Below are 19,944 nucleotides of genomic sequence, written 5' to 3'. Positions count from 1 at the left end.
GCCCGATGCCCGCGACCTTCGTCCACCTGCGCACCCACACCGAGTTCTCGGTCGTCGACGGCACCCTGAGGGTCGACGACGCGGTGGCGGCCGCCGCGCGCGACGCGCAGCCCGCCTGCGCGATCACCGACCTGTCCAACCTGTTCGGCGCGGTCAAGTTCTACGGCGCGGCGCGCAAGCTCGGCGTCAAGCCGGTGGTGGGCTGCGACCTCTGGCTCGAGCCCGAGCCGGGCCGGCCTGCCGGCGACAAGCAGGGCAGCCGCCTGCTGGTGCTGGTGCAGGACACGCGCGGCTACCTCAACCTGTGCCGCCTGCTCGCGCTGGCCTGGACCACCAACGTGCAGCGCGCCCAGGCCTGGGTCAAGTGGGACTGGCTGCAGGCGCATGCCGACGGCCTGCTGGCGTTGTCGGGCGCCGACCTCGGCGCGGTGGGGCAGGCGCTGCTGGCGGGCGACGACGAGCGCGCCACGGCGCTGGCCGGTCGCCTGGCGGCGATCTTCCCGCAGCGCTTCTACATCGAGCTGCAGCGCGCCGGCCTGCCCCATCACGAGCGCCACGTGCGCGCTGCGGTGCCGCTGGCGGCCCGCCTCGGGCTGCCGGTGGTGGCCACGCACCCGGTGCAGTTCCTCGAGCCCGACGACTTCGAGGCGCACGAGGCGCGCGTGTGCGTGGCCGAGGGCGAGACGCTGGCCAACCCTCGCCGCGTCAAGCGCTTCTCGCGCGACCAGTACTTCAAGTCGCAGGCCGAGATGGCCGCGCTGTTCGCCGACCTGCCGGTGGCGCTCGCCAACAGCATGGCGATCGCGCAGCGCTGCAACCTGCAGCTGGTGCTGGGCAAGCCGCGGCTGCCGGACTTCCCGACGCCGGGCGGCATCCCGATCGAGGCGCACTTCCGCGCCGAGTCGAAGGCCGGGCTCGAGCTGCGGCTGGCGCAGCTCTACCCCGACCCGGCGCGCCGCGAGCGCGAGCGGCCGCGCTACGAGCAGCGCCTGGCGTTCGAGCTCGACACCATCGTGAAGATGGGCTTCCCGGGCTACTTCCTGATCGTGGCCGACTTCATCCAGTGGGCCAAGGCCAACGGCTGCCCGGTCGGCCCGGGCCGCGGCTCGGGCGCCGGCTCGCTGGTGGCCTACGCGCTGTCGATCACCGACCTGGACCCGCTCGAATACAACCTGCTGTTCGAGCGCTTCCTGAACCCGGAGCGGGTGTCGATGCCCGACTTCGACATCGATTTCTGCCAGGCCAACCGCGAGCGCGTGATCGACTACGTGAAGGCCAAGTACGGCCGCGACGCGGTGAGCCAGATCGCCACCTTCGGCACGATGGCGGCCAAGGCCGCGCTGCGCGACGTGGGCCGCGTGCTCGGCATGGGCTACGGCCATGTCGACTCGATCGCCAAGCTCGTGGTGGCGCCGCCGGGCAAGACGGTGACGCTGGCGCGGGTGCCCGACGAGCCCGAGGACGGCGTCATCTACGCGCGCAAGGAGGAGCCCGAGATCGAGCGCCGCGAGGCCGCCGAGGAGGAGGTGGCCGAGCTGCTGGCGCTGGCCACGCGGGTGGAAGGCATCGTGCGCAACGTCGGCATGCATGCCGGCGGCGTGCTGATCGCGCCCGGGCAGATCACCGACTTCTGCCCGCTGTACCAGCAGCCCGGCAGCGACAGCGCGGTGAGCCAGTTCGACAAGGACGACGTCGAGGCCATCGGCCTGGTGAAGTTCGACTTCCTCGGCCTGGCCACGCTGACCATCCTGGAGCAGGCCAAAGAGTTCATCCGCGCGCGCCGCAAGGGCCAGGAGGACTTCGACTTCGCCCGCCTGCCGCTGGACGACGCGGCCACCTACCGCATCTTCGCCGAGGGTCGCACCGAGGCCGTGTTCCAGTTCGAATCGCGCGGCATGCAGGGCATGCTGCGCGACGCCAAGCCCACGCGGCTGGAGGACCTGATCGCGCTCAACGCGATGTTCCGCCCGGGCCCGATGGAGAACATCCCGATGTTCTGCGCCCGCAAGCACGGGCGCGAGCCGATCGAGTACCCGCATCCGCTGCTCGAGGGCCTGCTGTCCGAGACCTACGGCATCTTCGTCTACCAGGAGCAGGTGATGCAGGCGGCCCAGGTGCTGGGCGGCTACTCGCTCGGCGGCGCCGACCTGCTGCGCCGCGCGATGGGCAAGAAGAAGCCCGAGGAAATGGCCAAGCAGCGCGAGATCTTCCGCGCCGGCGCGGCGAAGAACGGCATCGACCAGGCCAAGGCCGACGAGGTCTTCGACCTGATGGAGAAGTTCGCGGGCTACGGCTTCAACAAGAGCCACGCCGCCGCGTATGCCCTGCTGGCCTATCACACGGCCTGGCTCAAGGTGCACTGCACGGCCGAGTTCTACGCCGCGAACATGACGGTCGAACTCGACAGCACCGACAAGCTCAAGCTGCTGATCGAGGACGCGAAGCAGTTCGGCGTGAGCTTCGAGCCGCCGGACATCAACCGCGGGGTCTACCGCTTCGAGCCCGTCAGCGACACCGTGGTGCGCTACGGACTGGGCGCCGTCAAGGGTACGGGGCAGGGCGCCATCGAGGCCATCGTCGCCGCGCGCGAGGGCACCGGGGCCCACGAGGGCGAGGGCGGCGGGCCGTTCCGCAGCCTGTTCGACTTCGCCGCGCGCGTGGACCGCCAGCGCGTCAACAAGCGCGTGGTGGAGGCGCTGATCAAGGCCGGCGCCTTCGATGCGCTGCACCCGGACCGGGCCGCGGCCCTGGCCAGCGTGGGGCTGGCCTTCGAGTGGGCCGACACTCAGGACGTCAACGAGCATCAGGGCGGCCTGTTCGACTTCGACGACTCGCATGCCGCCAGCACACAGGAGCCGTCGCTGGTGAAGGCGCAGCCCTGGAGCATCAAGGAGCGCCTGACGGCCGAGAAGACCGCGCTGGGCTTCTACCTGTCGGGCCACCTGTTCGAGGAGTACGCCCCCGAGGTGCGCCAGTTCGCGAAGAAGCGCATCGCCGACCTGGTGGACAGCCGCGAGCCCCAGCTGCTGGCCGGCATCGTGAGCGACCTGCGCGTGGTCAACGGCGCGCGCGGGCGCACGGCGATCTTCCGGCTCGACGACGGCAGCGAGTACATCGAGGCCGTGGCTGCGGAGGAGCTCTACGACGCCCACCGCGAGCGCCTGAAGGAGGACGAGCTGGTGCTGATCCAGGGCAAGGTGCAGAACGACCGCTTCACCGGCGGCCTGCGCCTGCAGGTCAACTCGGTGTGGGATTTGCCTTCGGCGCGGGCGCGCTTCGGCCGCTACCTGGCGGTGACCGTCAACGGCAAGGCGCCGCCGGTGGCCGACGTGATCCGCACCTGGCCGCCGCGGCGGGTGGAGACGGAGCAGGGCGAACTGCAGCAGGGCCTGTCGATCCGCCTGCAGCTGCAGCGCGAGCGCGTCGAGGCGGCACTCGACCTGGGCGAGGCGGCGCGCTTCTGGCCCACCGACGAGGCGCTGGCGCGCTGGAAGACGCTGGCCCACGAGGGCCGTGCCGCGGTGGTGTACGAATGACCGGCGCCGGCGGCGGCAGCGCGGCAATCGTCAACGTCATCTGCATGAAGTGGGGCCGCCTGTACGGCCCGGAGTACGTGAACCATCTGCGCGAGGGTGTGGCGCGCCACCTGGCGCGGCCGCACCGGTTCGTGTGCTTCACCGACGACGCCACCGGCCTGACGCCGGGCATCGAGGCGATGCCGCTGCCCGACCTCGGCCTGCCGCCGGGGCACACCGACACGCGGTGGCAGAAGCTGGCGGTGTTCCGCGAGACGCTGGCCGACCTGTCGGGCCCGACGCTGTTCCTCGACCTCGACCTCGTCATCGTCGACGACATGGCGCCGTTCTTCGACCTGCCCGGGCGCTTCTTCATCGTGCGCGACGACGACCTGTTCCGCGCCAAGCCGCTGCGCCGGCTGAACCCGGAGCGTGATCGCTTCCTGCACAGCGTGGGCAATTCGTCGGTGTTCCGCTTCGAGATCGGCGCGCACCGTTACGTGCTCGACGCCTACCTGGCCGATCCGCGCGGCGCCACGTCGCGCTACGAGATCTCGCAGCAGTTCCAGAGCGCGCAGCTGGCCGCCCATGGCGACCTGCACTACTGGCCTCAGGGCTGGTGCGTGAGCTTCAAGAACGCCTGCGTGCCGCGCGGCCTGGCCAGCTACTGGCGCGACCCGGCGGTGCCGCCGGGCACGAAGATGGTGGTGTTCGCCGGCGAGCCGAAGATGTCCGACGTGCTGGCCGGCCGCGGCCACAAGTGGTACCGGCACATCGGCAACGTCGACTGGCTGCGCCGCGCGTGGCAGGGCACGGAGGCCGCATGAAGCAGGTGGTGTGCGTCAAGTGGGGCACGATGTACGGCCCCGAGTACGTGAACCGCCTCTACGGCATGCTGTCGCGCCACCTCGCCCCGCCCTGGCGCCTGGTGTGCCTGACCGACGCGCGCGACGGGATCCGGCCCGAGGTGGAATGCTTCGACCTGCCCGAGCTGGGTGTGCCGCACCCGCAGCGCACGATGGGCAAGTGGCGCAAGCAGGTGCTGTGGGGCGCCACCGTGCCGGGTCTGACCACCGGCGAGCCGGCGCTGTTCGTCGACCTCGACTCGGTGATCGTCGGCCCGGTGGACGACTACTTCACCGTGGGCGAGCCCGACGACGTGTTCGTCGCGCGCAACTGGGCGCGGCCGCTGGAGCGGCTGGGCCAGACCTCGGTGTTCCGCTTTCCTGTCGGCGGCAATGCCCACGTGCTGGCCGACTTCCGGGCCGACGCGCAGGCCGTGGCCGACAAGTACCAGTTCGAGCAGCACTACGTCACCCATGCGGTCACCGGCGGCGTCAAGTTCTGGCCCGAGGCCTGGACCCGGCACTTCCGGCTGCACTGCCTGCCGCCGTTCCCGCTGCGCTACTTCGTGCCGGCCCGCCTGCCCGCGGGTGCGCGCATCGTCACCTTCCCCGGCGGGCCCAACCCGGACGACGTGATGGTCGGCCGCTGGAACAAGCGCGTGCCGCCCTTTCCGTCGCGCTGGCAGCACCTGCGCGCCACGTTCGGCGACGGACCCCGGGTCGACGACAACCGCCGCCGTCACCTGCAACGCTTCGTATTGCCGGTACGATGGATCGAGGAGCACTGGCGCGAATAGCGCCCGCACCACATCCGCCATGGACAAGCCGATCGTCATCGTGGGCACCGCGCTGCTGGCCGAGCAGATGCACTTCTACTTCACCGGCGCAGCGGGGCGGCGCGTCGAGGCCTTTGCGGTGGACGCCGAGTACCGCAGGGAGGACACGTTCTGCGGCCGACCGGTGCTCGAATTCGACGAGGCACTGCGGCGCTTCGGCCCCGGCACGCATGACCTGTTCATTGCGATCGGCTTCCTGGCCACGCAGGCACGGCAGCGCAAGTTCGAGCTGGCGCGCGCGCGCGGCTACACGCTGCCGAGCTACGTCCATCCCAGCGCCTGGGTGGCCGAGAACGTGCGCATCGGGGCCAACACGCTGATCCAGGAGCAGGCCGTGGTGTCGCCGTTCGCGCAGCTCGGCGACGACGTGTTCCTGTGCCCGCAGGTGGGCATCAACCATCACACCCGCGTCGGCGCGCACTGCTTCTTCGCGCCGGCGGCGGTGGTCGCAGGCGACGCCGAGATCGGCGAGGCTTGCTTCGTCGGCACCAACGCCACCATCCGCGATCGCGTGCGCGTCGGGCCGCGCTGCGTCATCGGTGCCGGCGCGGTGATCATGACCGACTGCGCCGCCGACGGCGTCTACCCCGGCCCGCGCAGCGCGCGGCGCGACTGACCCCGACCCCAAGGAGACTCGATGGAGCCGTTCAACCGCCCCTACATGACGGGCCGCGAGTTCGTCTACATCGCCGAGGCGCATGCCAACGGCATGCTGGCCGGCGACGGGCCCTTCACCAAGCACTGCCACGAGCATCTGCAGAAGCAGTTTGGCGTGCGCACGGCGCTGCTGACACATTCGTGCACCGCGGCGCTCGAGCTGAGCGCGCTGCTGGCGCGCATCGAGCCGGGCGACGAGGTGATCATGCCGTCGTACACCTTCACGTCCACGGCCAACGCCTTCGTGCTGCGCGGCGGCGTGCCGGTGTTCGTCGACATCCGACCCGACACGCTCAATCTGGACGAGACGCTGGTCGAGGCGGCGATCACGCCGCGCACCAAGGCCATCGTGCCGGTGCACTATGCCGGTGTGGCCTGCGAGATGGACACGCTGATGGACATCGCGCGGCGCCACCGCCTGATGGTCATCGAGGACGCAGCCCAGGGCGTGGGTTCCACCTACCGAGGCCAGCCGCTGGGGTCGATCGGCGACCTCGGCTGCCTGAGCTTCCACGAGACCAAGAACGTGATTTCGGGGGAAGGCGGTGCGCTGCTGACGAACGACCACGCGCTGGCCGAGCGTGCCGAGATCATTCGCGAGAAAGGCACCAACCGCAGCGCATTCTTCCGTGGCCAGGTGGACAAGTACACCTGGGTCGACGTGGGTTCGTCGTACCTGCCGGGCGAACTGATCGCCGCCTTCCTGTGGGCCCAGCTGCAGCAGGGCGACGACATCACGCGGCGCCGCCTGGGCATCTGGCGCCACTACCACGAGAAGCTGGCCGGGCTGGAGGAGCGCGGCTGGATCCGCCGGCCGATCGTGCCAGAGGGCTGCGTCCACAACGCGCACATGTACTACGTGCTGCTGCCGACCCTGGCGCAGCGGCAGGAGGTGATCCGCCGCATGCGCGAACGCGGCGTGAGCCCGGTGTTCCACTACGTGCCGCTGCACTCGGCCCCGGCCGGGCGCCGCTTCGCACGCGCCCATGGCGAGCTGCGCCACACCGACGCGCTGTCGGAGCGGCTGCTGCGCCTGCCGCTGTGGATCGGCGTCGACCGCGAGCTGGTGATCGACACCTTCATGGCCGTCTGCGCCGAGGTGTGCGGCGCGGCCTGAGGGGCCGCCCGCGCCGGGACCGCTGCCGATGAGGATCGTCCATCTCGCGCGCGACGAGAAGTTCATTCCGCTGATGCGCGACCTGTTCGAGCGCGCGTTCCCCGGTGCCAACCACTGGCTGATCGCCCGACGCAGCCGGGCGGCACTGAAGTTCGTCGCGCCCGGCCCCGGCGTCACCGACCGCGCCGAGTGGTGGTTCCGCACGCCGCTGATCGGCCGCGACGTGGCCGGCGCCGACGCGATCGTCTCGCACAGCATGACCACCATCTTCGCCAACGCGATCCTGCGCGCGCCGGCACACACGCGGGTGGCCTGGCTGGGCTGGGGCTACGACTACTACCCGCTGCTGGGCGGTCTGCTTGGGCCGCCGCTGCTTCCGTCCACGCGGGCGCTGGTGGGCGCCGACGACGACGAGCCGGCCGCCGACAAGTCGCAGGCCCTGCAACGCGTGGCATCCCGATTGCACTGCTTCAGCGTGCTGCCCACCGAAGTGGCCCTGCTGCGCAGGGCCCTGCCGGCGCTGACCGCCGTGCACCACGAGCTGCCGCTGTTCACGGCCGAGGACGTGTTCGGGCGCGGCGGCGCCGACATGACGGGGCCTGACGTTCTGGTGGGCAACTCGGCCACCGCGTCGAACAACCACCTCGAGGCCTTCGAGTGGCTGACCACCCGCGCTGGGACCGGGCGCATCGTCGTGCCGCTGTCCTACGGCAACGCGGCCTATGGGCGGCAGGTGGCCGACGCCGGTCGGCGCGTGTTCGGCGAGCGATTCGACCCGCTGCTCGACTGGATGTCGATCGACGACTACAACCGTCGCATCGCCGGCTGCGGCTTCGTGCTGATGAACCATCGCCGCCAGCAGGCGGTGGGCAACGTGGGCGCCGCCGTCTACCGGGGGGCCACCGTGATCCTGCGGCCGGAGAACCCGCTTTACGCCTTCTACCGCGATCTGGGCCTGCACCTGAGGTCGGTCGACGACCTGGCTCCGGGTGCGCCGCTGGTGCCGATCACCGAGGCACAGAGGGCCGAGAACCGCCGCCGCATCGGTGCGCACTACGCGCGCGAACGTGTGGTGCAGGCGATCCGCAGCCTGCCGGCGCTGACCGGCTGACGCTCGAGGGACGCGGTCACTCGCGCCAATGGTCCGCGATCCACGGCGCTGGCCGCGGCCGGCGCCACGGGTGCGTGGAGCGGCCTTCGAGCGCGTCGGGCGGGTTGATCACGCCGTGGAAGATCAGGATGCGGGCCCCGGGCGGAATGCGCGGCGCAAGGACGTAGTTCAGCGGCCACGCCGGGATGCAGTGGTACTTGTAGCTCGCGCACCAGGCCGACGGCCAGTAGCCCAGCCGACCCTGCTGGTGCATCACCTCGGACAGCCAGGCCTGCTCGTTGCGCAGCCGGGCGCGAATCTGCTCGTGCTCGGCGCGGAAGCGCTCCAGCACGTCGGGGTGGGCACCCAGCTCGAACCGGTACACCGACGAGTTGCCGGTGATGCGCCAGGGGCGCTTCCAGTCGTGGATGATGAGGAAGTCGCCCGGCTGCTCGAAGAACGGCGTGATGTCGTCGACGATGACGACGTCGAGGTCGAGGAACAGGGCCGTACCGCGCAGGCCGTGCAGGTCGGCGGCGAAGGTGGTCAGCTTGGTCCAGCCGCGCTCGGGGATGCCCTCGGGCAGCGCCAGCGGCGGGATCGGCAGGCAGCGCACCTCGGCGCGCACGCCGTCGCTGCGGTCGGTGAGGCAGACGAAGTCGAAGTCGCCGCGCAGGTGGCGCCGCACCATCGCATACAGCCGGTTCACGTACTCGGGGCCGTACTTGGTGCCCCACTTCATGCACAGGATCGTGCGGCGCGCGGACGTCTCGGTCATGGCGTGCGGCGTCACAGGTCCTCGATGCGCCGGGGCGGGAAGGTGTCCCAGCCGAGGCAGCCCGGGCACTGCCAGAACCAGCGTTGGGCTTCGAAGCCGCAGGCCGCGCAGCGGTAGCGCGCCAGCGGCGCGGCGGCCTGCTCCACCACCTTGGCCAGCGTCTGCGAGGTGGGGTCCTGGGCCCGGTCGCGCAGCACGGCGGCGGCGGCCGACAGCGAGGGCTGCGTCTCGAGCAGCTCGACGCGGCGCTCGCGGGCGCGCTCGGGCTGGGCTTCCAGCGCCACGATGGCGCGCAGCAGGTCCGACGATGGTTGCTGGGCGTGCAGCGCCGCGAGCATGGTCAGCGCCTGCGCGGACTGCTCAGCCGCCTGCGCGCTGGTGGCGTAGTCGGCCGCGACCAGGCCGAATGCGCCCGGGTGACGCTGCCGCAGCTCGGTCCAGGCCGCCAGGGCCTCGGCGTGGCGCCCGGCGAGCGCAAGGCGCTGCCCGGTCTGCACCCAGGGTCGCGCGGAGCCGCCCGAGGCCTCGCGCGCGCGCTCCAGCGCCTGCTCGGCGGCGGCGGCATCGCCGCGGGCGTCCGCCTCCAGCGCGATCTCGCACCAGTGGTGCGCGATGCGCGCCGCGAAGGACCCCGCGCCGGCGCGCTCGAGCTGGGCCGCGTCGTCGGCGGCGGCGCGCCAGTCGCGCGCACGCTCGTGCAGCTGCAGCAGCGCCAGGCGCGCCTCGGTGTCGTAGGGCGAGCCGGCGAGGGCCTCGAAGGCCTGCTCGGCACGGTCGAACAGGCCGGCCTTCATGAAGTCCTGGGCCAGCGCATGCTGGGCGCGCTGGCGGTCGGCGGCCGGCAGGTCGCCGCGCTGCAGCAGGTGCTGGTGCACGCGGATGGCGCGCTCGAACTCGCCGCGGCGGCGGAACAGGTTGCCCAGCGCGAAGTGCAGCTCGCTGGTGTCGGGGTCGTGCTGCACGGCCTCGATGAAGGCGTCGATGGCCTTGTCGGGCTGCTCGTTGAGCAGCAGGTTCAGGCCCTTGAAGTAGGCCTTGGGCTGGGCCCGCTGTTCGCGCCGCCACTGGCGCAGATCGATGCGCGAACCGATCCAGCCCAGCGCGAAGGCCACCGGCAGGCCGATCAGCAGCCACTGGATGTCGAGGTCGAACATCGGGCTAGAGGCCCTCGCGCGGGGGCATGCCCGCCTCGGCGCCGAACTGCGACGGCACCTGCGTCGATGGCGCGACGGTGGGCTGCACCGTCGGCGGCGGTGCGCTGCGCTGCGCCACGCGGCGGTGGCGCCACCAGGCCGGCACCATGGCCAGCACGCCGATCACCAGGCCGCCGGCGAAGGCGGCGAGGACGACGATGACCATCGGCGCGCGCCACTCGAAGCCGAAGAACCAGTGCACCACCGTCTCCTGCTGGTTGTTCAGCGCGAAGGCGAACAGGGCCAGGAAGATCAGGGCGCGCAGGAACCAGGCGAGGACTCGCATCGGTCGGCAATGTTAGAAGGAAAAACGCGCCGGGTCCGGCGCGTCGTGCAATGAAAAACGCGCCCCGTGGGGCGCGCTGGGAATCAGCCTGCCGAGGCCGGCGGCCCGTCGTCCAGGGGCAGACGGGCGTCCACAGCCTCGCGCAGGGCCTTGCCCGGCTTGAAGTGCGGCACCAGCTTCTCGGGGATCGTGACCTGCTCGCCGCTGCGCGGGTTGCGGCCCAGCCGCGGCGGGCGACGGTTGATCGAGAAACTGCCGAAGCCACGGATCTCGATGCGATGCCCGCGCGCCAGGGCGTCGGACATCGCGTCGAGGATGGTCTTCACCGCGAACTCGGTGTCGCGCTGGGTGAGCTGGCCGAACTTGTCGGCCAGCGCCGCAACGAGGTCTGAACGCGTCATGAAGCCGGACGGACCTTAGGCGTTGTCCTTGTTGTCCATCTTGGCGCGCAGCAGGGCACCCAGGCTCGTGGTGCCGGCGCTCTCGCGCTCGTTGCTGGCCGACAGGCGCTGCATGGCTTCCTGCTGGTCGGCGCTGTCCTTGGCCTTGATCGACAGCTGGATGTTGCGGGTCTTGCGGTCGATGTTGACGATCATCACGCTGACCTCGTCGCCTTCCTTCAGCACGTTGCGCGCGTCCTCGACGCGGTCGCGGCTGATCTCGCTGGCACGCAGGTAGCCGATGACGTCGTCCGTCAGGGCCACCTCGGCGCCGCGCGGGTCCACCGTCTTGACCTTGCCGGTGACGACCGCACCGCGGTCGTTCAGCGTGGTGTAGGTGGCAAACGGGTCGCCGTCGAGCTGCTTGATGCCCAGGCTGATGCGCTCGCGCTCGACGTCCACCGCCAGCACGATGGCCTCGACTTCCTGGCCCTTCTTGTAGTTGCGCACCGCGCTCTCGCCCGGCTCGTTCCAGGACAGGTCGGACAGGTGCACCAGGCCGTCGATGCCGGCCGACAGGCCGACGAAGACGCCGAAGTCGGTGATCGACTTGACCGGGCCCTTGACCTTGTCGCCGCGCTTGACCGTGGCGGAGAACTCCTCCCACGGGTTGGCCTTGCACTGCTTCATGCCCAGGCTGATGCGGCGCTTGTCCTCGTCGATCTCCAGCACCATGACCTCGACCTCGTCGCCGAGCGAGACCACCTTGGAGGGCGACACGTTCTTGTTGGTCCAGTCCATCTCGGAGACGTGCACCAGGCCTTCGATGCCCGGCTCGATCTCGACGAACGCGCCGTAGTCGGCGATGTTGGTGACCTTGCCGAACAGGCGCGTGCCGGTGGGGTAGCGGCGCGACACGCCGAGCCACGGGTCGTCGCCAAGCTGCTTGATGCCCAGCGAGACGCGGTTCTTCTCGGCGTCGAACTTGAGCACCTTGGCCTGCAGTTCCTGGCCCACCTGCACCACCTCGCTCGGGTGACGCACGCGGCGCCAGGCCATGTCGGTGATGTGCAGCAGGCCGTCGATGCCGCCCAGGTCCACGAACGCACCGTACTCGGTGATGTTCTTGACCACGCCGTTGACGATCGCGCCTTCGTGCAGCGTCTCCATCAGCTTGGCGCGCTCTTCGCCCATCGAGGCCTCGACCACCGCGCGGCGCGACAGCACCACGTTGTTGCGCTTGCGGTCGAGCTTGATGACCTTGAACTCCATCGTCTTGCCTTCGTACGGCGTCAGGTCCTTGACCGGACGCGTGTCGATCAGCGAGCCGGGCAGGAAGGCGCGGATGCCGTTGACCAGCACCGTGAGGCCGCCCTTGACCTTGCCGTTGACGGTGCCGGAGACGAAGTCGCCCGATTCCAGGGCCGTCTCGAGGCTGAGCCACGACGCCAGGCGCTTGGCCTTGTCACGGCTGAGGATGGTGTCGCCGTAGCCGTTCTCGATGGCGTCGATGGCCACCGAGACGAAGTCGCCGACCTGGACTTCGACTTCGCCCTGGTCGGTCTTGAATTCCTCGATGGGGACATAGGCCTCGCTCTTGAGGCCCGCGTTCACCACCACGAAGTTGTAGTCGATGCGCACCACCTCGGCGGTGATGACCTCGCCCGCGCGCATCTCGCTGCGCTTCAGGCTTTCTTCGAACAGGGCGGCAAACGATTCGCCGCCGGTGGTGGCGGTCTGGGTCTGGGACATGTGGGTTGTTTCCTGAGCCGGCGGTGAAGGAGGGGGTGGTGCCGGCAGACTTGCCACGCAAGTGGCGGTTGGGTTGAACGATCACCGCGGCAGGGCGCCGCGGTGGCCTAGAAGCGCTGCCGCTCGTCCCACCAGCCCAGCACGCGTTCGACGCATTCGTCGATCGAGAGCTCGGAGTTGTCGAGCAGCACCGCATCCCCGGCCGGCTTCAGGGGCGCGACGGGGCGGGACATGTCCCGCGCGTCGCGCGCCTCGAGGTCGGCGCGAAGGGCATGGATGTTAGCCGGAATTCCCTTTGAAATCAATTGCTTATGCCGACGCTCGGCCCGCTGGGCGGCGCTCGCGGTGAGAAACACCTTGAGCCGGGCGTCCGGGAACACCACGGTGCCCATGTCGCGCCCGTCGGCCACCAGGCCCGGCGGGCGGCGGAAGGACAGCTGCAGCTCGTGCAGGGCCCGGCGTACCGCGGGCAGGGCCGACACGCGCGACGCCGCCAGGCCGACGGCCTCGTCGCGCAGCGCCTCGGTGACGTCCTCGCCGTCGAGCAGGATGCGGCCCGGCTCGAAGCTCAGGTTCAGCCCGGCGGCCCGGGTGGCCACCGCGGGCTCGTCGAGGGCCCCGGACGGCAGCAGGCCGGCGCGCAGGGCGGCCAGTGCCGCCACCCGGTACAGCGAGCCCGAATCCAGCAGCCCGAAGCCCAGGCGTTCGGCCACGGCGGCCGCCAGCGTGCCCTTGCCGGACGCCGTAGGGCCGTCGATGGCGATCACCGGCACGGCCTCGCGACGGGCGCGGACCAGGCCGAACAGGGCCTCAAAGTAGTCGGGGAAGGTCTTGCCGACACATTTCGGGTCCTCGATGCGCACCGGCACGCCGCCGAACGCCGCCAGCGACGCGCACATGGCCATCCGGTGGTCGTCGTAGGTGTGCACGGCGGCGGCCTGCCAGGCGGAGGGCGGCGCCACGCGGATCCAGTCGGGCCCCTCGTCGACCCGGGCGCCGAACTTGCGCAGCTCGGTGGCCATGGCGCTGAGGCGGTCGGTCTCCTTCACGCGCCAGCTCGCGATGTGGGTCAGGGTGCAGGGGCCGTCGGCATAGAGCGCCATCGCCGCCAGCGTCATCGCGGCGTCCGGGATGTGGTTGCAGTCGAGCGTGATGGCGCGCAGCGGCCAGGCGCCGCGCCGGACCTCGATGGCATTGGCCTCGGTGCGGATGTCCGCGCCCATCGCCCGCGCCGCGTCCACGAAGCGGATGTCGCCCTGGATCGACGCGTCACCCACGCCCTCGATGCGCACCACGCCGGCGTCGGCGGCGATCGCACCCAGGGCGATGAAGTACGACGCCGACGACGCGTCGCCCTCGACGTGCAGCCGTCCCGGCGAGCGGTAGGCGCTGGCCTGCGGGATCACGAAGCGCGACCAGCCCTCGCGCTGCACCACGATGCCGAAGCGCGCCAGCAGGGCCAGCGTGATCTCCACGTAGGGCTTGGAGATCAGCTCGCCTTCGACGTCGATCGTCACCGCCCCCGCGTCGCTGGCCAGCGGCAGCGCCAGCAGCAGGGCCGTGAGGAACTGGCTGGACACGTCGCCGCGCACGCGGATCGGGCGCGACAGGTCGATCGGCGCCGGGCCCGACACCGCCAGCGGCGGGTAGCCGGGCTGGCCCAGGTCCTCGACGTTGCAGCCGAAGCCGCGCAGCGCGTCGACCAGGTCGCCGATCGGCCGCTCGTGCATGCGCGGCACGCCGGACAGCTCGATGCGCCCGCCCTGCAGCGCCGTCAGCACCGCCAGCGCGGCGGTCAGCGGCCGCATCGCCGTGCCGGCATTGCCCAGGAAGAGGCGGGCCCGGTCGCGTTGCAGCCGGCCGCCCAGCCCCTGCACGCGCGTGGTGCTGCCCTGGCGCTCGATGGCGCAGCCGAGTTCGCGCAGTGCGTCCAGCATCACGCGCGTGTCGTCGGAATCGAGCAGATCGAGCAGCTCGGTGGTGCCCTCGGCCAGGCCCGCCAGCAGCAGCAGCCGGTTGGAGATGCTCTTTGAGCCGGGCAGCCGCACCGTGCCGGCGGCGCCGGCCAGGGGGGGGAGATCGAGATGGGGCAGGGTGTACATCGTTGGGGGGGGGCCGCGGCCGCCGCTGCGCCGGCGCCACCGGGACGCCGCGCGCGGGCCCGGGCGCGTCAGCGCGAGCCGGGGGTCTTGACGACGGTGCTCATCTGCCAGTTGGCCCGGGCATCGGCGGCCTGGCGGATCAGGTCCTCGAGGGCCTCGCCATTGCCCGACCGGATCACGTGCTCGATCGCGTCCAGCGTGTGGCGAAAGCGCAGCGACTGCTTCAGCACCTCTTCCCGGTTGGACACCAGGATGTCGCGCCAGACGGCCGGATCGCTGGCGGCGATGCGGGTGAAGTCGCGAAAGCCCGGGCCGGCCAGCGACAGGTAGTCGTTGCCGGCGGGCTGCCGCGCCACCGCGCTGAAGTAGGCGAAGGCCAGCAGGTGCGGCAGGTGGCTGACGGCGGCGAAGGCGGCGTCGTGGTTGTCCGGCGTCATCTTCATGACCTGGCAGCCGATGGCGCTCCAGACGTCGGTGGCCTTCTGCACCAGGGCCGGATCGGTGTTGGCCAGCGGGGTCAGGATCACCTGTCGGCCCTGGTACAGCGCCGCGTCGGCATGCTGCACGCCGCCCGACTCCTTGCCGGCGATGGGGTGCGCGGGCACGAAGCGCGAGACACGCTCCTTGAGCACGCGGCGCGCCGCGTCCACCACGTCGCGCTTGGTCGAGCCCACGTCCATGAACAGCACGCCCGGGTCCACCAGATGGCGGATCGCCTTGAAGGTGGTCTCGGTGGCGGCCACGGGCACGGCGATCAGCACGATGTCCGACCCCGACACCGCCAGCAGCGCGGACTCCGCGGCATCGTCGATCACGCCCATCTTCTTGGCGCGCTCGGTGGTCGACGGCGACTTCGAGTAGCCGATGACCCGCTTGACGAGCCCGCCGCGCTTGAGGGCGAGCGCGAAGGACCCGCCCATCAGGCCGCATCCGATGACGCCGAGCTGGTTGAACATGGCGGGGGCAGGGTTCCTCAGTGGGTGTCCAGGGGGTAGGTGCCGAGCAGCTTGTAGAACGCGCAGACGCCGCGCAGTTCCTGCAAGGCCTGGGCCACGTGCGGCTGGTCCGGGTGGCCGTCGATGTCGATGTAGAAGAAGTACTCCCACTGGCCCGAGCGCGCCGGGCGCGACTCGAACCGGGTCATCGACACACCATGATGCTTCAGCGGCACCAGCATGTCGTGCACGGCGCCCGGGCGGTTGGGCACCGACACCACCAGGCTGGTGCAGTCGTGGCCGGTGGCACGCGGCTGCGGATGGCTCTCCGGCAGCGCGACCACGGCGAACCGGGTGCGGTTGTGCGGGTCGTCCTGGATCGCCGGTGCGAGCGTGTGCAGGCCGTACTCGCCGGCGGCACGCTCGCTGGCAATGCCGGCCAGGGCCGGGTCCAGCGAGGCGAGCCGGGCGCCCTCGGCGTTGCTGGCCACCGGGCGGCGCTCCACCTGGGGCAGGTGGTCATTGAGCCAGGTGTGGCACTGCGCCAGCGCCTGCGGATGGGCGCACACCGCCATCAGGCCGTCGAACCCCTCCACCTTGCGCAGCAGGTTGTGGCGCACGTAGAGGCTGGTCTCGCCGACGATGGACAGCGGCGTGTTGAGGAACAGGTCGAGCGAGCGCGCCACGACGCCCTCGGTGGAGTTTTCCACCGGCACGACGCCGAAGTCGGCGGCGCCGCCGCTGGTGGCCCGGAACACCTCGTCGATGCTGGCGCACGGCACGCGCACGATCGACGCGCCGAAATAGCCCAGCGCGGCCAGCTCGCTGAAGGTGCCTGCCGGACCCAGGTAGGCGATGCGCAGCGGCGTCTCCAGCGAGCGGCAGGCCGACATCACCTCGCGCCAGATCGGCGCGATGCTGTCGGTGGCCAGCGGACCCGGGTTCGCCGCCTTCAGGCCGTCGATGACCTGGGCTTCCCGCTCGGGCCGGAACACCGGGGAGCCGTCGCGCTTCTTGACCTCGCCCACCTCGAGCGCCAGCGCGGCGCGGCGGTTGAGCAGCGCGAGCAGCTCGCGGTCGACCGCGTCGATGCGAACGCGCAGGGCGGCCAGGGCGGCAGCGGACGCGTCGGGCTCGGCCATCGTCGGTGCTCCTGTGCTACTTCTTCGGTGCCGCAGCGCTGGCCGCGCCGGCCGGCGGGGCCGCGGGCATCCCCAGGCGCTTGGAGATCGTGGTCTCGAGCGTCTTGAGCTTGGCCTCGACCGTCGCCTTCGAGTCGGCCACCACCTTCTCGGCCAGCACGTTGCCGAACTCGCCGTCGACCTGGGCGAACTTGCGCGACACCGGGGACTCCAGCCAGGCGATCACCTGCTTGAGCTCGTCCTCGGTGAACCGCTCCTCGTACAGCGGCGCCAGGGTGGGCGCGGACAGGCGCAAGGCACGCTCGCGCAGCAGGGGTTCCAACTCCCCGTGGAACTTTCGGACGTCGGCCTGGATGTCGCGGCCGACGGCTTCGCGCTTGTCGGCGGCCACCCGCGGCATCGCCTGCGCCGCCGCCTGCAGCGCGCGCTGCGACACCTGGCCGGCCAGCGAGCGGCCGATGCTCTCGACCCCCGGCTGCTGCAGCTGGATCAGCTTGGCGACCAGCTCCTTCTTGGTCTGCGCCGACGCGGCACCGGCCGCCAGCAGCAGAGCCAGCAGCGCGACAGCGGCCTTCACTCGGCGTCTCCCTGGGGCGCCGCGGTGCCGCCCTCGTCGGCGTCGCTCTCGACGATGCGCTGCAGGCCCGACAGCTTGGAGCCGTCGTCGAGGGCGATCAGCGTCACGCCCTGCGTGGCGCGGCCCAGCTCGCGGATCTCGGACACCCGGGTGCGCACGAGCACGCCCTTGTCGGTGATCAGCATGATCTCGTCTTCCGGGCGCACCAGCGTGGCGGCCACGACGCGGCCGTTGCGCTCGCTCTGCTGGATCGCGATCATCCCCTTGGTGCCACGGCCGTGGCGCGTGTACTCGACGATCGAGGTGCGCTTGCCGTAGCCGTTCTCGGTGGCGGTGAGCACGCTCTGCGTCTCGTCCTCGGCCACCAGCATGGCGATCACGCTCTGGCCGGGCTCGAGCGCCATGCCGCGCACCCCGCGCGCATTGCGGCCCATGGCGCGCACATCGTCCTCGTCGAAGCGCACCGCCTTGCCGCCGTCGGAGAACAGCATCACGTCGTGCTTGCCGTCGGTGAGCGCGGCGCCGATCAGGTGGTCGCCCTCGTCCAGGTCGACCGCAATGATGCCGGCCTTGCGCGGGTTGCTGAACTCGTCGAGCGCCGTCTTCTTGACCGTGCCCTGGGCGGTGGCCATGAAGATGTAGTGGTCGGCCGGGAAGCTGCGGAACTCGCCGGTCAGCGGCAGCACGACGGTGATCTTCTCGCCCGGCTGCAGCGGGAACATGTTGACGATGGGCTTGCCGCGGCTCGCGCGCCCGCCCTGCGGTACCTCCCAGACCTTGATCCAGTACACGCGACCGCGGTCGCTGAAGCACAGGATCCAGTCGTGCGTGTTGGCGATGAAGAGCTGGTCGATCCAGTCGTCTTCCTTGGTCTGGGCCGCCTGCTTGCCGCGGCCGCCGCGGCGCTGGGCCCGGTACTCGGCCAGCGGCTGGCTCTTGACGTAGCCGGTGTGGCTGAGCGTGACCACCATGTCGGTGGGCGTGATCAGGTCCTCGGTGCCGAGGTCCTGCGCATTGCGCTCGATGTGGCTGCGCCGCGCCGCCAGCTTGCCCGCGCCGAACTCGGCCTTCAGGGCCGTCAACTCGTCGGCGATGATCGTCGCCACGCGCGACGGCGTCGCCAGGATGTCGAGCAGGTCCGCGATCTCGGCCATCACGTCCTTGTACTCGCCGACGATCTTGTCCTGCTCCAGCCCGGTCAGGCGCTGCAGGCGCATCTGCAGGATCTCCTGCGCCTGGTCGTCGGACAGGCGGTACAGCCCGTCGGGCTGCATGCCGTACTGCGCGGGCAGGCCCTCCGGCCGGTAGGCCGCGCGGCCGCCCGGCGTGTCCGCCTCGGCGCGCTGGAGCATCTCGCGCACCAGCGACGAGTCCCAGCTCTTGCTCATCAGCGCCGCCTTGGCCACCGGCGGGGTGGGCGAGGTCTTGATGGTCTCGATGAACTCGTCGATGTTGGCCAGCGCGACGGCCAGGCCCTCCAGCACGTGGCCGCGTTCGCGCGCCTTGCGCAGCTCGAACACCGTGCGCCGCGTGACCACCTCGCGACGGTGGTCGAGGAAGATCTCGACCAGCTGCTTCAGGTTGCACAGACGGGGCTGGCCGTCGATCAGCGCCACCATGTTGATGCCGAACGTGTCCTGCAGCTGCGTCTGCTTGTACAGGTTGTTCAGCACCACCTCGGGCACTTCGCCGCGCTTGAGCTCGATCACCACCCGCATGCCCGACTTGTCGGACTCGTCCTGGATGTGGCTGATGCCCTCGATCTTCTTGTCGTTGACGAGCTCGGCGATGCGCTCGAGCAGCGTCTTCTTGTTCACCTGATACGGGATCTCGTCGACAATGATGGCCTGACGCGAGCCCTTGTCGATGTCCTCGAAATGGCACTTGGCGCGCATCACCACCTTGCCGCGGCCGGTGCGGTAGCCCTCGCGCACGCCCTCGATGCCGTAGATGATGCCGGCCGTGGGGAAGTCGGGCGCCGGGATGATCTCCATCAGCTCCTCGATCGAGGCCTGCGGCGACTTCAGCAGGTGCAGGCAGGCGTCGACCACCTCGTTGAGGTTGTGCGGCGGGATGTTGGTGGCCATGCCCACCGCGATGCCGGCGCTGCCGTTGACCAGCAGGTTGGGCAGGCGGGTCGGCAGGACCAGCGGCTCCTTCTCGCTGCCGTCGTAGTTGGGGCCGAAGTCGACGGTTTCCTTGTCGATGTCGGCCAGCATCTCGTGGGCGATCTTGGCCAGGCGGATTTCCGTGTACCGCATCGCCGCGGCGTTGTCGCCGTCGACCGAGCCGAAGTTGCCCTGGCCGTCGACCAGCATGTGGCGCAGCGAGAAGTCCTGCGCCATGCGGACGATGGTGTCGTAGACCGCGCTGTCGCCGTGAGGGTGGTATTTGCCGATGACGTCGCCGACGATGCGCGCACTCTTCTTGTAGGGCCGGTTCCAGTCGTTGTTCAGCTCGTGCATCGCGAACAGCACGCGCCGGTGCACGGGCTTCAGGCCGTCGCGCGCGTCGGGCAGGGCGCGCCCGACGATCACGCTCATCGCGTAGTCGAGGTACGACCGCCGCATCTCCTCTTCGAGGCTGACGGCGATGGTTTCCTTGGCAAAGGAGGTCATTCGAGGCGGGGCAGGAGGGCGGACGAGGGCGCGCCGGAATGCCGAGCGCCTTGCGGGCTCGGCGTCAAGTTCGGCGCAAGAGAGGCGGATTCTATTCGTCGCGGCTTGTCGCTCTCGCGCA

General features: G+C 70.7%; 16 protein-coding genes. 6 read left to right on the top strand and 10 right to left on the bottom strand.

Going from position 1 to position 19,944, the window contains the following annotated elements:
* The first annotated feature begins 5 nt into the window (after nt 1-5).
* From dnaE to AC2EAQ_RS04585, 6 genes are read left to right on the top strand one after another with little or no spacing between them, the layout of a single operon-like run.
* On the top strand, nt 6-3,536 hold the full coding sequence (dnaE, locus tag AC2EAQ_RS04610; protein ID WP_484640603.1) for a DNA polymerase III subunit alpha: 3,531 nt from the start codon (nt 6-8) through the stop codon (nt 3,534-3,536).
* Nucleotides 3,533-4,342 (top strand): glycosyltransferase, encoded by an 810-nt coding sequence (locus AC2EAQ_RS04605; RefSeq protein ID WP_484640602.1) that lies wholly within the window; start codon nt 3,533-3,535, stop codon nt 4,340-4,342. The genes dnaE and AC2EAQ_RS04605 overlap by 4 nt, the downstream gene beginning before the upstream one ends.
* Nucleotides 4,339-5,157 (top strand): glycosyl transferase, encoded by an 819-nt coding sequence (locus tag AC2EAQ_RS04600; protein ID WP_484640601.1) that lies wholly within the window; start codon nt 4,339-4,341, stop codon nt 5,155-5,157. The genes AC2EAQ_RS04605 and AC2EAQ_RS04600 overlap by 4 nt, the downstream gene beginning before the upstream one ends.
* Nucleotides 5,158-5,176: 19 nt before the next feature.
* Nucleotides 5,177-5,812 (top strand): acetyltransferase, encoded by a 636-nt coding sequence (locus tag AC2EAQ_RS04595; RefSeq protein ID WP_484640600.1) that lies wholly within the window; start codon nt 5,177-5,179, stop codon nt 5,810-5,812.
* A gap of 21 nt (nt 5,813-5,833) precedes the next feature.
* A complete protein-coding gene (gene rffA, locus AC2EAQ_RS04590; protein WP_484640599.1) occupies nt 5,834-6,970 on the top strand; it encodes a dTDP-4-amino-4,6-dideoxygalactose transaminase in 1,137 nt (378 codons plus the stop codon).
* A gap of 28 nt (nt 6,971-6,998) precedes the next feature.
* Nucleotides 6,999-8,081: a TDP-N-acetylfucosamine:lipid II N-acetylfucosaminyltransferase family protein gene (locus AC2EAQ_RS04585; protein ID WP_484640598.1), complete on the top strand. Its 1,083-nt coding sequence runs from the start codon at nt 6,999-7,001 to the stop codon at nt 8,079-8,081.
* 16 nt (nt 8,082-8,097) lie between these two features.
* Here AC2EAQ_RS04585 and AC2EAQ_RS04580 read toward each other — a convergent pair whose 3' ends face one another.
* The 10 genes from AC2EAQ_RS04580 to gyrA form a co-directional block, all read right to left on the bottom strand.
* Nucleotides 8,098-8,838 (bottom strand): glycosyltransferase, encoded by a 741-nt coding sequence (locus AC2EAQ_RS04580; RefSeq protein WP_484640597.1) that lies wholly within the window; start codon nt 8,836-8,838, stop codon nt 8,098-8,100.
* A gap of 11 nt (nt 8,839-8,849) precedes the next feature.
* The gene (gene lapB / locus AC2EAQ_RS04575) at nt 8,850-9,992 is read right to left on the bottom strand and encodes a lipopolysaccharide assembly protein LapB (protein WP_484640596.1); all 1,143 of its coding nucleotides are present in this window, start codon (nt 9,990-9,992) and stop codon (nt 8,850-8,852) included.
* Nucleotides 9,993-9,996: 4 nt separating this feature from the next.
* A complete protein-coding gene (locus AC2EAQ_RS04570) occupies nt 9,997-10,317 on the bottom strand; it encodes a LapA family protein (protein WP_484640595.1) in 321 nt (106 codons plus the stop codon).
* Between the two features lie 83 nt (nt 10,318-10,400).
* Nucleotides 10,401-10,718 (bottom strand): integration host factor subunit beta, encoded by a 318-nt coding sequence (locus AC2EAQ_RS04565; RefSeq protein WP_484640594.1) that lies wholly within the window; start codon nt 10,716-10,718, stop codon nt 10,401-10,403.
* 15 nt (nt 10,719-10,733) lie between these two features.
* On the bottom strand, nt 10,734-12,449 hold the full coding sequence (rpsA, locus tag AC2EAQ_RS04560; protein ID WP_484640593.1) for a 30S ribosomal protein S1: 1,716 nt from the start codon (nt 12,447-12,449) through the stop codon (nt 10,734-10,736).
* Nucleotides 12,450-12,556: 107 nt separating this feature from the next.
* Entirely contained in the window at nt 12,557-14,551 is a 1,995-nt protein-coding gene (locus tag AC2EAQ_RS04555; protein WP_484640592.1) for a bifunctional 3-phosphoshikimate 1-carboxyvinyltransferase/cytidylate kinase, read from the bottom strand.
* Between the two features lie 68 nt (nt 14,552-14,619).
* Entirely contained in the window at nt 14,620-15,507 is an 888-nt protein-coding gene (locus tag AC2EAQ_RS04550) for a prephenate dehydrogenase (protein ID WP_484640591.1), read from the bottom strand.
* Nucleotides 15,508-15,524: 17 nt separating this feature from the next.
* A complete protein-coding gene (gene pheA / locus AC2EAQ_RS04545; RefSeq protein ID WP_484640590.1) occupies nt 15,525-16,628 on the bottom strand; it encodes a prephenate dehydratase in 1,104 nt (367 codons plus the stop codon).
* 16 nt (nt 16,629-16,644) lie between these two features.
* Nucleotides 16,645-17,205 carry a DUF2059 domain-containing protein gene (locus AC2EAQ_RS04540; protein WP_484640589.1) on the bottom strand — a complete coding sequence of 187 codons (561 nt, stop codon included), beginning with the start codon at nt 17,203-17,205 and terminating at the stop codon, nt 16,645-16,647.
* Nucleotides 17,202-19,823, bottom strand: a complete 2,622-nt coding sequence (gene gyrA, locus AC2EAQ_RS04535; protein WP_484640588.1) for a DNA gyrase subunit A — start codon at nt 19,821-19,823, stop codon at nt 17,202-17,204. The genes AC2EAQ_RS04540 and gyrA overlap by 4 nt, the downstream gene beginning before the upstream one ends.
* Nucleotides 19,824-19,944 lie beyond the last annotated feature (121 nt).

The sequence above is a fragment of the Aquabacterium sp. T101 genome (assembly GCF_057219775.1).
The sequence above is the reverse complement of the archived record's forward strand: the minus strand, read 5'-3'. Positions and strand labels throughout refer to the sequence as shown.

Bases quoted from the DNA above. Each gene is read 5' to 3' on its own strand.
- dnaE (WP_484640603.1), top strand. From the start codon at position 6: ATGCCCGCGACCTTCGTCCACCTGCGCACCCACACCGAGTTCTCGGTC.
- AC2EAQ_RS04605 (WP_484640602.1), top strand. From the start codon at position 3,533: ATGACCGGCGCCGGCGGCGGCAGCGCGGCAATCGTCAACGTCATCTGC.
- AC2EAQ_RS04600 (WP_484640601.1), top strand. From the start codon at position 4,339: ATGAAGCAGGTGGTGTGCGTCAAGTGGGGCACGATGTACGGCCCCGAG.
- AC2EAQ_RS04595 (WP_484640600.1), top strand. From the start codon at position 5,177: ATGGACAAGCCGATCGTCATCGTGGGCACCGCGCTGCTGGCCGAGCAG.
- rffA (WP_484640599.1), top strand. From the start codon at position 5,834: ATGGAGCCGTTCAACCGCCCCTACATGACGGGCCGCGAGTTCGTCTAC.
- AC2EAQ_RS04585 (WP_484640598.1), top strand. From the start codon at position 6,999: ATGAGGATCGTCCATCTCGCGCGCGACGAGAAGTTCATTCCGCTGATG.
- AC2EAQ_RS04580 (WP_484640597.1), bottom strand. From the start codon at position 8,838: ATGACCGAGACGTCCGCGCGCCGCACGATCCTGTGCATGAAGTGGGGC.
- lapB (WP_484640596.1), bottom strand. From the start codon at position 9,992: ATGTTCGACCTCGACATCCAGTGGCTGCTGATCGGCCTGCCGGTGGCC.
- AC2EAQ_RS04570 (WP_484640595.1), bottom strand. From the start codon at position 10,317: ATGCGAGTCCTCGCCTGGTTCCTGCGCGCCCTGATCTTCCTGGCCCTG.
- AC2EAQ_RS04565 (WP_484640594.1), bottom strand. From the start codon at position 10,718: ATGACGCGTTCAGACCTCGTTGCGGCGCTGGCCGACAAGTTCGGCCAG.
- rpsA (WP_484640593.1), bottom strand. From the start codon at position 12,449: ATGTCCCAGACCCAGACCGCCACCACCGGCGGCGAATCGTTTGCCGCC.
- AC2EAQ_RS04555 (WP_484640592.1), bottom strand. From the start codon at position 14,551: ATGTACACCCTGCCCCATCTCGATCTCCCCCCCCTGGCCGGCGCCGCC.
- AC2EAQ_RS04550 (WP_484640591.1), bottom strand. From the start codon at position 15,507: ATGTTCAACCAGCTCGGCGTCATCGGATGCGGCCTGATGGGCGGGTCC.
- pheA (WP_484640590.1), bottom strand. From the start codon at position 16,628: ATGGCCGAGCCCGACGCGTCCGCTGCCGCCCTGGCCGCCCTGCGCGTT.
- gyrA (WP_484640588.1), bottom strand. From the start codon at position 19,823: ATGACCTCCTTTGCCAAGGAAACCATCGCCGTCAGCCTCGAAGAGGAG.